At 41.2% G+C, this 11,510-nt stretch carries 12 protein-coding genes; 7 read left to right on the plus strand and 5 right to left on the minus strand.

The features are described from left to right. Positions 1-2: 2 nt before the first annotated feature. Entirely contained in the window at positions 3-1,256 is a 1,254-nt protein-coding gene (locus ABWV72_RS16045; protein WP_353371700.1) for an allantoate amidohydrolase, read from the plus strand. Positions 1,257-1,287: 31 nt separating this feature from the next. Here ABWV72_RS16045 and ABWV72_RS16050 read toward each other — a convergent pair whose 3' ends face one another. Both ABWV72_RS16050 and ABWV72_RS16055 read right to left on the minus strand, forming a co-directional pair. Continuing rightward, entirely contained in the window at positions 1,288-2,139 is an 852-nt protein-coding gene (locus tag ABWV72_RS16050; protein WP_353371702.1) for a sulfurtransferase, read from the minus strand. Further along, on the minus strand, positions 2,129-2,446 hold the full coding sequence (locus tag ABWV72_RS16055) for an antibiotic biosynthesis monooxygenase family protein (protein ID WP_216046654.1): 318 nt from the start codon (positions 2,444-2,446) through the stop codon (positions 2,129-2,131). The genes ABWV72_RS16050 and ABWV72_RS16055 overlap by 11 nt, the downstream gene beginning before the upstream one ends. Before the next feature lie 55 nt (positions 2,447-2,501). Between ABWV72_RS16055 and ABWV72_RS16060 the strand changes: the two genes are divergently transcribed. Next, positions 2,502-3,110, plus strand: a complete 609-nt coding sequence (locus ABWV72_RS16060) for a cupin domain-containing protein (RefSeq protein ID WP_342804390.1) — start codon at positions 2,502-2,504, stop codon at positions 3,108-3,110. Between the two features lie 16 nt (positions 3,111-3,126). On the opposite strand, the gene ABWV72_RS16065 is transcribed toward ABWV72_RS16060, so the two are convergent. Genes ABWV72_RS16065 through ABWV72_RS16075 form a run of 3 tightly spaced genes read right to left on the minus strand, consistent with a single transcriptional unit; the run spans position 3,127 to position 5,720 of the window. Next, positions 3,127-4,134 carry an adenosine deaminase gene (locus tag ABWV72_RS16065; protein WP_353371705.1) on the minus strand — a complete coding sequence of 336 codons (1,008 nt, stop codon included), beginning with the start codon at positions 4,132-4,134 and terminating at the stop codon, positions 3,127-3,129. A 12-nt stretch (positions 4,135-4,146) separates the two neighbouring features. Further along, positions 4,147-5,061, minus strand: a complete 915-nt coding sequence (gene puuE, locus ABWV72_RS16070) for an allantoinase PuuE (protein WP_216046657.1) — start codon at positions 5,059-5,061, stop codon at positions 4,147-4,149. A 14-nt stretch (positions 5,062-5,075) separates the two neighbouring features. Beyond that, the gene (locus ABWV72_RS16075) at positions 5,076-5,720 is read right to left on the minus strand and encodes a TetR family transcriptional regulator C-terminal domain-containing protein (RefSeq protein WP_342804391.1); all 645 of its coding nucleotides are present in this window, start codon (positions 5,718-5,720) and stop codon (positions 5,076-5,078) included. 283 nt (positions 5,721-6,003) lie between these two features. Here ABWV72_RS16075 and xdhA point away from each other — a divergent pair, with 283 nt between their 5' ends. The 5 genes from xdhA to uraH are packed head-to-tail and all read left to right on the plus strand — an operon-like array spanning position 6,004 to position 11,507. After that, positions 6,004-7,443: a xanthine dehydrogenase small subunit gene (gene xdhA / locus ABWV72_RS16080; RefSeq protein ID WP_353371708.1), complete on the plus strand. Its 1,440-nt coding sequence runs from the start codon at positions 6,004-6,006 to the stop codon at positions 7,441-7,443. Further along, entirely contained in the window at positions 7,436-9,814 is a 2,379-nt protein-coding gene (xdhB, locus tag ABWV72_RS16085; protein ID WP_342804393.1) for a xanthine dehydrogenase molybdopterin binding subunit, read from the plus strand. Before xdhA ends, xdhB begins: the two co-directional genes overlap by 8 nt. After that, on the plus strand, positions 9,811-10,665 hold the full coding sequence (gene xdhC, locus ABWV72_RS16090; protein ID WP_353371710.1) for a xanthine dehydrogenase accessory protein XdhC: 855 nt from the start codon (positions 9,811-9,813) through the stop codon (positions 10,663-10,665). The genes xdhB and xdhC overlap by 4 nt, the downstream gene beginning before the upstream one ends. Beyond that, on the plus strand, positions 10,662-11,168 hold the full coding sequence (gene uraD, locus ABWV72_RS16095; protein WP_353371712.1) for a 2-oxo-4-hydroxy-4-carboxy-5-ureidoimidazoline decarboxylase: 507 nt from the start codon (positions 10,662-10,664) through the stop codon (positions 11,166-11,168). The genes xdhC and uraD overlap by 4 nt, the downstream gene beginning before the upstream one ends. A 15-nt stretch (positions 11,169-11,183) precedes the next feature. Next, positions 11,184-11,507, plus strand: coding sequence for a hydroxyisourate hydrolase (uraH, locus tag ABWV72_RS16100; RefSeq protein WP_353371714.1), 324 nt, complete (start codon positions 11,184-11,186; stop codon positions 11,505-11,507). Positions 11,508-11,510: the final 3 nt, after the last annotated feature.

An 11,510-nucleotide genomic window follows, 5' to 3' on the forward strand; every position in this document is an offset into this window, starting at 1 on the left:
AGATGTTTACTTCCTATGTTCAAACTGTCCTCAAACGATGTGACGAATTGGCTTTGATTAGTCAAAGTCCTGAATACATAGATCGTCGCTATTTGACGAATGAACATAAACTCGCAAATCAATTAGTAGCAAGTTGGATGGAACAGGCCAACATGCAAACATGGCAAGATGAGGCCGGCAATCAATGGGGATGCTATAAAAGCCCTTGCCCTGATGCCGAAACGTTAATAGTAGGTAGTCATTTAGACACTGTTCCTAACAGTGGTAAATACGATGGCATCCTTGGTGTACTTTTACCATTAGGATTGGTGCAATGGTTTGCTGATAATTCCATTACGTTACCCTTTAACTTAGAAATTGTTGGCTTTGCCGATGAAGAAGGCACCCGTTTCGGTACGACTTTATTAGGCAGCAGAGCTGTGGCTGGTACTTGGCAAGATAGATGGGCCAGTTTACTGGACAAAGACGGATTAACCGTAGCCACCGCACTGAGAGATTTTGGGCTGAATATTAACAATATTCACAATGCGAGCAGAGCGCAAAGTAATTTGTTGGGTTTTGTTGAAGTGCATATTGAGCAAGGCCCTGTACTTGAAAGTCAAAATCTACCGGTGGGAATTGTCAGCGGAATTGCTGGCGCAAAACGTTACAAAATAGAGATAGAGGGTCACGCAGGTCATGCGGGAACCGTGCCTATGGCCTTACGTCAAGACGCGATTGCAGGTGCTGCTGAAATGATTTTGGCAATAGAACAAGCCGCAATTGAGCATGAAGTTGTTGCCACTGTAGGACAGATTCAATCGCTAACAAATGCCGTTAACGTAATTAGTGGTAAAGTAGATATTAGCTTAGATGTACGAAGTTTAGATAATAGCAAACGTGACCTATGCATCGAACAGATCAAACAAAAAGTTGAGTATATAGCGCAAATAAGGGGCCTTACTGTAACCGAACATCTGACCCATGAAGCCGATGCGACACTCTGCCACCCAGACATCATGTCGCAGCTTGAATCAGCCTGCGCAATGAACAGAATAAAACCCTTTGTGTTGAGTTCGGGAGCTGGTCACGATGCCATGGCAATGGCCGAACTGTGTCCTACTGGTATGTTATTTGTGAGATGCGCGAAAGGGATTAGCCATAACCCTGCAGAATCAGTTAACTTCGAAGACGTTAATGATACTTTATTAGTGCTAAAGTCATATGTTGACCAATTAGCAAAGCAATATGGTGAAAGTAGCGAGCTTGTAGCCTAGAGCAAACTAATTTCACCATTAATTTCGATATTTATTCGATGGGACAAAGTGGATCAGCCCCCCACTCGCTCCAAGACCCATCATAGACACTCCAGTTTTCTATGCCTATTTGGTAAGCCGCTAGGGCGAGTATACAAGCGGTGACACCTGAACCACAGGAAAAGTGAATCTGGACATTTGCAGCATTAGTAAAAGGTTTAAAAAGTCGCCTAATACTCGCTGTGTCAATGAACTTACCGTCATTAAGTAGTTGGGCATAATGCAAATTATGTGAATGTGGTATATGCCCACTTCTTACTCCTTTCCTAGGTTCAGCCTCTGTACCATTGAATCTAGCAGGACTTCGAGCATCAACAACCGTGAAATCAGGGTTACTCAAGTTGTCCATAATGTGTTGTTTATTCACCAACAAATCAGAGTTGAATTTTACTTGGTAATTGGTTTTTTGCGGATTTTGAAGGAGTGTTGGTTGCACTTTGAAACCGGCATCAACCCAAGCTTGAAGTCCTCCATCCAAAACAAATACTCGTTTATGCCCCATAATTTTTAACATCCACCATGCCCTTGGTGCACTAAAGCTGCCTTGGTCATCATAAATAACCAAAGTAGCATTATTACTAATACCAAGCTTAGACATCTGCTGTGCAAAGTAAGTCGGCGTGGGTAGTGAATGAGGTAGACCACTGTCTTTATCTACAAAAACGGAATCAAAATCGAATAGTTTGGAGTCAGGTATATAACACTTTTCACTTTGTTTACTAACGTAATTCACCGGAAAGGCAACATCAGTAAACAGCATTTGTACCGATTCAGTGTTTAATAACAACTGCAATTGTTCTGGGTTAATAAGCGCCCTATTTGTTTGACTCTGCTCAGAATTCATAATCTCTCTCTACTTTAGCTATTCTTACTGAATACGATCGGTACCATTTTTGTTTTCCCAATGCCTGGGCAGCCAGATGGTCTTGTTGTTTCTTCCAATTTTGAATAGATTTTAGATCACGCCAATAGGATACCGTAATGCCTAATTCTTCCCTCGCTGATTCCACCCCTAAATAACCATCAATTTGCTGCGCTAACCCAAGCATTTTGATTGACGTGGCAGCATAATCCTCGTCAACCTCAGTGCGCAACGACGTAAAAATAACCGCATAATATGGCGGTGAAGGTGTTTTAGCCAATTGCGTCATTCTTAAACTCCTTGATATAGTAAGTAACCTAATTAAACCGACTCAAAGCATATTAATGAAGTTACCCATATATTATCTCACTGCAAGTTTTTTAGCGTTATCCTTAGGTGCTTGTGCACAACAAAGTATTCAGCAAGTCAATATGGCAGAACATAAGCAAAATCCAACAATTAAACAATTAGTCGAAAAATTAGCTCTGGAACCACATGTCGAAGGTGGATACTTCAAACAAACATTTAAAGCAGACAGTCAACCTCTAGTCAACACGCCAAAGGGCTCTAGGGTGACGATGACGTCAATATATTACCTACTCACTGCGGATAGTCCCATAGGGCACTTTCATCGCAATACGTCAGACATCATGCATTATTTTCATGCCGGTGATCCAATCACTTATTATCTTATACACCCTGATGGGAGTTTAGAAACGAAAGTGTTGGGTCCTGACGTACTTGCCGGACATGAGTACCAGTTTGTTGTAAAAGGCGGTGTGTGGAAAGCCTCAACCATTTCGGTAACAGGTGAAAACGGATATGGATTGATTGGTGAGGCCGTAGCTCCTGGATTTGAGTATGAAGATATGCAATTAGCGGAAAGACAAACATTGATAAAAGATTTTCCACAGCATAAAACACTGATTAAACGCTTAACTCGCCAACACTAGTTTAGCGGTAGTGATGTTAAATTCGGGTTTGGATTAGTTTGTCTATTTCCTGCACCCATTGCTGTTTTTCTTGCGCTGAAAGGAAACTTCCTGTGAAGCCGTTTTTAACTAAGGTTATAAGTTGTTCTTGGTTTAAATTGAGCGCCTGGTGTAACGCTAGGTAGTTCTCATTTAAGTAGCCACCAAAATAACTAGGATCATCTGAATTCACAGTGACTAGAATATCTTTTTCTAATAGCTCGAGAATATTGTGCTCTGACATATCATCGAACACGCAAAGTTTAGTGTTTGATAAAGGACACACAGTTAACGGCATTTGCAACTCTGCCAGTGTTTTTATCAATTTAGGATCATCACTGCTTCTAACGCCGTGATCGATTCTATCTACTTTCAGTAAATTGAGGGCTTGCCAAATATAATCCGCCGGTCCTTCTTCTCCGGCATGGGCGACACACGGCAAACCAAGGGTTCTGGCTTGTTCGAATACCTGCGCAAATTTTTCAGGTGGATTACCTAATTCTGAACTATCCAATCCTACTGCATCGATATGCTCAAAATAAGGAATAGCGGATTGTAAAGTATCGATGGCTTCTTGCTCACTTAAATGCCGTAAAAATGACATTATCAACAAACTAGATTGACCCCATTGTTGCTTCGCATCCTCAATGGCGCGAATAAACCCAGACATAAACGTTTCGAAAGCAATCCCTCTTTGCGTATGGGTTTGAGGATCGAACATCATTTCAGTGTGAACAATATTTTGTTCTTTGCACTTCAGCAAATAACGCCACATCAACTGATAAAAATCATCTTCGTCAACCAACACAGATGCGCCTAAATAATACAGATCTAAAAAGCTTTGTAGATCTTCAAAATTGTACGCCTTATGAATTTCGTCGATGCTTTGATAAGGTAATTTAAGCTTGTGTTTTTTACTCAGCTCAAGTAATAAATCAGGCTCTAAAGTACCTTCGATATGAAGATGCAATTCCGTTTTTGGTAATAGTTGAATTAAGTTGTTCATATCTGCTCTTTATTATCGCTTTGATTGTTCCACGGGAAAGTGAGTTAGCCAATGCTGGGCTATTTGCTCTCTGGTACACATCCACACATCTTCAAAGCTCTGCACATATTCAATAAAACGACGCAGCGCTGCTATTCTTGCAGGACGACCTATAATTCGACAATGCAAACCAATCGACAACATTTTAGGGCTATGTTCCCCTTCCAAATATAAAGTATCAAATGCGTCTTTTAAATATTGATAGAACATCTCGCCATTATTAAACCCTTGGGGTGTAGCAAAACGCATGTCATTGGTATCAAGGGTATAAGGAACAATCAAAAGCGGTTTACTATAGTGATGGTCGTAATAAGGCAAATCATCGGCGTAGCTGTCTGCACAGTAAACAATATCATCTCGTTCTGCGATTAACTTAAGGGTGTTCGGACTGGTTCTGCCGGTATACCAGCCGCTAGGGTTAGTGCCGGTTATTTTCTCGTGTAAATGGATTGACGCATCAATCAACTTACGCTCCTTTTCAATTGGCATATTTTGATAGTCAATCCAACGCATGGCATGACTAGCAATTTCCCAATTCGACGCTAACATCGCCTCTACAGCTTCTGGATTTCGCTGCAACGCCATGGTGACACCAAAAACGGTTACCGGGACATTCAACTCGTTGAGTAAACGATAAATCCGCCAAAAACCGGCTCGACTACCATATTCATATAAGGTTTCCATGCTTTGGTGTCTATCTGCATAGGCTTTGGCACCTATGATTTCAGACAGGAATATTTCTGAGAATTCATCTCCATGTAATACGCAGTTTTCACCACCTTCTTCGTAATTCAACACAAACTGAATGGCAATTTTAGCTTTATTAGGCCATTTAGGCTTTGGTGGGAATTGCCCGTACCCTTTGAGATCACGAGGATAGGATTGCATATTTCTATTCCTTCTTATCGATATTGCTCAGGTATGTCTAAACTACAACCCTTCAAAATTAAACTTATAATCGACTTAGTCGCATTTTCAAATTCCGCTCTATCCATTTCTTTACCCTCAAGGTGAGTAATTTGTGCTGCAAAATCTGCATAGTGCTGACAACACGCCCAGATGTGGTAAAGCAAATAATGGGCATTGGAAACTTGAATTTTACCTTCATCCATCCAATGCTTAATAACTTCAACTCTCCCCTTCATCCAAGCTGCATGTTGGTCTTTGTAAAAACCGTAAAGATTTGGAGCACCGTTGATGATCTCTAATGCGAATATCCGAGAAGCTTCTGGTCTAACTAATGAAAATTCCATTTTATCTTTTATGTATCTGGCTAACACTTCCGCTGGATCATCATCTTTAGTAGCTTCATCAAAAACCGAGTTCCATAATTCTAAGATTTGCTGTAAAACTGCAAGATATAGGTTTTCTTTACTCTTAAAATAATAAAGAACATTGGTTTTAGGTAATTGCGCTCTATCAGCAACTTGCTGAATGCGAGTGCCTTTAAATCCATGTTTTGCGAACTCATGTTCTGCTGCATTTAATATTAATTGTTTGTTTGCTGCGCCTATTCGGCCTTCTTTATTGATTTTATTATCAGTCATGGTCCATTATTTCTGTTATTGAAGGTTGAAGCCTTTTAAGGCATGCATCTATCTTCCTTTTGACAATGTATCATTAGTTCTTGGCATTTCTAAGTCGCCATGCAAACTATTTTAAATAAAATCATCAATTACATTCAATATAAGTTGACCAGCTGGTCAGGTTTTATATTATATGTATAAAGGTAATCAAGCAAAACAAAAATTCGCAATATTAGTTTGTTCAAATAATCTAGAACATTGATATATAAGATAATGGATAACCAATCGGTAGTCGGGAAAAACTATGGTTCAATTTTTACTTAACAATGTGAAGACTGATATTGACTCAGTGGAAACAGATTTAACGGTTTTAGACTACCTTCGTGAACATCAAGGGTTGTGTGGTACTAAAGAAGGATGTGCTTCAGGTGATTGCGGTGCTTGTACTGTAGTATTAGCGCAATTGAATGAGCAACAAGATGGTATTGAATACAAGTCAATCAATAGCTGCGTTACTTTTACCAGTGCTTTGCAGGGTAAACAACTTATCACTGTAGAACATTTGTCTGATGGCAAGCAATTGCACCCGGTGCAATCGGCAATGGTAGAACAGCATGGCTCTCAATGTGGTTTTTGCACACCTGGTTTTGTGATGTCGCTTTTTGCTTTATATCATCAAGACAAGCCAAACAGCCGACACAATGTGGAGTTGGCATTATCGGGCAACCTATGCCGTTGCACAGGATACCGCCCTATTATCGATGCAGCGCTAAATAGTTGCCAATCTAAAACCGCCGACAAATTTGATCAGGTTGAACAGCAAACAATAGAAAGTTTAAAGGCCATCAAAAATCAGAATGCGGGATTAGATGGGCTATATGTACCGACTACACGACAAGCATTAGCGGACCTGGTCAAAACCTACCCTGAAGCTCGTTATGTTGCAGGCAGCACTGATCTGGCATTAGAGGTGACCCAACAATTAAACAATTTGGACTGTTTGATTGACCTTAAATCTGTTCCAGAACTAAACAAATTAACAGTCACAGATACCCATTTACAGATTGGGGCAGCACTACCATTTAACCAAATCGAACCCACACTACTGAGTCACTTCCCAAGCTTAGACGAATTATTGTGGCGATTTGCTTCTGTGCCTATTCGGAATCAAGCAACCCTTGGTGGAAATGTAGCTAACGCCTCTCCCATTGGTGATATGCCGCCGGTTCTGTTGGCATTAAATGCGCAAATATTGTTAGACAATGGCAATGCCACCAGACAAGTGCCCGCCAGATCGTTTTTTCTAGATTATCGTAAAACAGCGCTACAAAACGGGGAATGGATTGATTCTGTTCATCTCCCCCTGTTGCAAACAAACGCAGTTTTAAAAGCCTACAAGGTTTCAAAACGCATGGAGGATGACATTTCCGCTGTTTGCGCCGTTTTTCATGTTGTTATAAAAGACAATAAAATTGAAAATATAAGTACCGGATTTGGAGGTGTTGCTGCGACTCCGGTAACTGCGAACGAATTTGCACAAGCAATGCAAGGCGCAACATGGAACGCCTCTGAAACCCTAGAATTGGGTAAGCAGCTTTTGCAAAATGCATTTAAACCAATGGACGATGTGCGCGCTTCGGCCCAATATCGCACTGATTTAGTGGTGAATTTATGGCATCGATTCTGGTTAGAGAACACCCAACAAAATAATATAATTGAAACACGGGTGGTAAATCATGCGTAAATTAATTGATCTGGCAATCGACAAAACACCTAGTGGCAAGATTGGAACATCCAGTAAACATGATAGTGCTAATCGTCACGTTACAGGTAAAGCCATTTATGTTGATGATAAAAATTTACCAGCCAATACCTTATTCGCTGCTATCGGAACGAGCAAGATCGCTTGTGGGCAGATTCAAAAACTGGACTTATCAAAAGTCTGGGCTAGCCCTGGCGTAGTCGATGTAATTACAGTTGAGGATGTTCCAGGGCACACAGACATTGGGCCTGTATTTAAAGGCGATCCCATACTCACCAGCGATCAAATTTCGTTTAATGGTCAGGCTATTTTCGCAGTTTTAGCCACATCTACTCGATTAGCTAGACAAGCTGTTCTAAACGCCGAGATTGAATATAGCCCATCATCGGCAACCTTGAGCACTGAAGAAGCTCATCAAAAACAGGAATTTGTGCGTCCTGCGCACAAAATGCAACAGACCCTCCCATCTCAAATTAAGAACAACAATATTGAGCAAATTGAATCCTGTTTAGAGGTAGGTGGCCAAGAACATTTATACCTCGAAGGTCAAGTTTCAGTTGCTATTCCCCAAGAAGAAGATCGAATGATGATCTATACATCTAGTCAACATCCAAGCGAAGTGCAAAAATTGGTTGCTGAAGTGCTAGATGTATCAATCAACAAAGTCACCGTTGATATGCGTCGCATGGGTGGCGGATTTGGTGGTAAAGAGACACAAGCAGCACAATGGGCATGCATAGCCGCGATTTTGGCCCATCGTCAATCAGTGCCAGTAAAAATACGCCTACCGAGAATGCAGGATATGCAGGTGACAGGGAAACGTCACCCATTTACTAACAAATATAAAGTGAACATTGATCAAAACGGACTCATTCAATCCAGTGAATTTGAAATTAATGGTGATTGCGGACACTCCCCTGATTTATCTGATGCAATAGTTGACCGTGCAATGTTTCACGTTGACAACGGCTACTACCTCGGTCAAACCGAAGTGGTTGGACATAGATGCAGAACCAATAAAGTATCTCATACCGCTTTCAGAGGATTTGGTGGCCCCCAAGGAATGATAGTTGCTGAAGACATGCTAGATAAGATTGCTCGGCATAGAAAAATAGACCCGCTCACTGCTAGAAAACGCAACTTGTACCAAAACGTTGGGGTAAATGAAACCCATTATGGAATGCCAATCGGGCAAAATGTTCTGCCTGATTTGCTCGAAAAATTGGAACACAGCAGTGATTATTGGAATCGCAGAAAACAAATCCAAGAATTCAATCAATCCAGCCCTATTATTAAAAAAGGTTTGGCATTAACTCCGGTAAAATTTGGTATTTCATTTACCGCTAAACACCTTAATCAAGCGGGTGCGCTGTTGCATGTTTACACTGACGGTAGTATTCAAGTAAACCATGGCGGCACCGAAATGGGTCAAGGGTTACATACTAAAGTGGCGCAAGTGGTAGCGAACGAGTTTGGCTTGCCAATTGATAAAATAGAGGTAACAGCAACACGCACCGATAAAGTGCCCAATACCTCTCCCACCGCTGCATCTAGTGGTACAGATATGAATGGTAAAGCCGCGCAAAATGCGTGTATTGAAATTAAACAACGTTTAGCGCCATTAATGCTCGCGCTATTCGCAAGACAATCGGCGCAACAACAAAATACAAACCAACAATCTGTAAGCGTCAATGATGTAGAGTTTGTCGATCAGCATGTTTGTATTCAGGATTTTAAAATCCCCTTTGCCGAATTGATCCAAGCAGCCTATTTTGAGCGCATATCACTTTCAACTACCGGCTTCTACCAAACCCCAAAAATTCATTACGATCGGGAAACAGGCAAAGGGCGTCCTTTTTTCTATTTTGCTTACGGCGCCTCGTGTAGCGAAGTGCTAATTGATACCCTAACCGGTGAAATGCGAGTAGAACGTGTGGATATTCTCCATGATGTCGGTAACAGCCTCAATCCAGCCATCGACATTGGCCAAATTGAAGGAGGATTTATACAAGGCATGGGTTGGTTGACCAGCGAAGAATTATTGTGGGATAAAACCGGTAAACTAATTAGTAATAATCCCGCAACTTATAAGATTCCAGCAATTGGTGATACCCCTAGGGAATTTAATGTCGAACTTTATCCCCACGCCAACACTGAAAATACCATATACAACTCTAAAGCGGTGGGCGAACCACCTTTGATGTTGGCGATATCCGTTTGGTGTGCAATTAAGGATGCAATTTCCAGTGTTTCTAACTATGCATTAGATCCACAATTAAATACCCCGGCCACCCCTGAGAAAATTCTAAAAGCTTGTCAAAACATCCGTACTTCGATGGACACTCCAGCATGATGAAGAACCAGTGGTTTGATGGTGTAATGCACTGCCAAAATAACGCAAAAGCTTATGTTGTGTTGACCGTAATGGGGTCTGTAGGATCAACGCCTCGAGCGCAAGGTACCAAAATGGTGGTAACCGAAGATCGGATTTTTGACACCATTGGCGGTGGTCAACTTGAACATTTATCGATTAAAAAAGCCCGCGAATTACTCACCCTAAAAAGCCAAAGTCAACATGTAGAGTATTTTCCTTTAGGTGCTAAATTAGCCCAATGCTGTGGCGGTGCGACTCATGTATTATTTGAAGTATTCTGCCAGCACGTTAATCAGTTAATGCTTTTCGGCGCAGGTCACGTCGCTCAGGCGCTAGTGCCGATAATATCGCAACTTCCTTTGAATATTGTCTGGGTTGATTCACGCCAAGAGATGTTTGATGAAGTAGATAAATCAGAACTTCAGTTACCCACCAATGTAAGCGCCTTAATTGCAGAAGATTGCACCGACGCTTTGGATGAATACCCAGTCAATTACGTATTGGTTATGACCCATGATCACCAATTGGATTTTGAACTGGTCCACAAAGCGTTAAATATCGATAGTGTTGAATATTTAGGTTTGATTGGTTCTGCAACAAAAGCCAAACGTTTTCGAACACGCTTAGCTATTCATGGGATTAGCGCCCCAATGCTAGAAAAATTAGTCTGTCCTGTTGGTATTACTGATATTCCAGGTAAACGCCCTATTGAAGTTGCCGTCTCTATTGCCGGTCAACTCATTGGCTTACTCAATAAACATGAATCAAATGAATCGCAAAATAGCCAAGCTGCTTGGTTACAAACCAAAGAAATAGCGAAATTATTATGACCTTAGATGAACTCAATAAATTACCAGACCACGAAGCTTACACATGGTTTAAAAGTTGCTGTGAATCCTCTGTTTGGTCTACATTCATGGTGCAGTCTCGACCTTTCACATCAATTGAACAAATTAACGAGGTCGCTAGTCATAAATGGCCTTCACTCACTGAGGAAGACTATTTAGAAGCCTTTAAAGCCCATCCAATGATCGGAGATATTGCAACCTTAGAAGCTAAGTTTGCTAATACTTCCGCTTTAGCGGAACAAGAACAAGCCAGTGCCATAGGCGCAGCTCCAAAAGTGTTACAGGAACTTCACCGCTTAAATCAGCAGTACCTTGAAAAAAATCAGTTTATTTTCATTATTTGTGCCACCGGACAAAGCGCTGAGAACATGTTAGCTGCGATTCAGAAGCGCATTCATAACGATCGTAAAACTGAAATTGGGTTAGCAGCAGAGCAACAGCTAAAAATTGCACTATTAAGAATCAAAAAAGGCTTAACCGCCTAAACAGAGAAGAAATCTATGAATAGCTTATCTAGTCACGTACTTGATACGGCAGCGGGAAAACCTGTGCCAGATTTAGCCCTACAACTCACGACTCCTGATGGCAAAATTATTGACGCTCAAACGGATAATGATGGACGTTGTAATCAATGGAGCGACGTTAATTTTATTGCTGGTCAATATCAATTGCGCTTTTATGTAGAAAACTATTTAATCGAAAAACACGGTGAGAGTTTCTACCCATTCGTTGATGTCAGCTTTAATTTACCTGAAGACGGCGGCCATTATCATGTCCCTTTATTGATATCGCCGTACGGTTTCAGTAGTTACCGAGGCAGCTAATAC

This window comes from Aliiglaciecola sp. NS0011-25, from assembly GCF_040370605.1.
Lineage (GTDB): Bacteria > Pseudomonadota > Gammaproteobacteria > Enterobacterales > Alteromonadaceae > Aliiglaciecola > Aliiglaciecola lipolytica_A.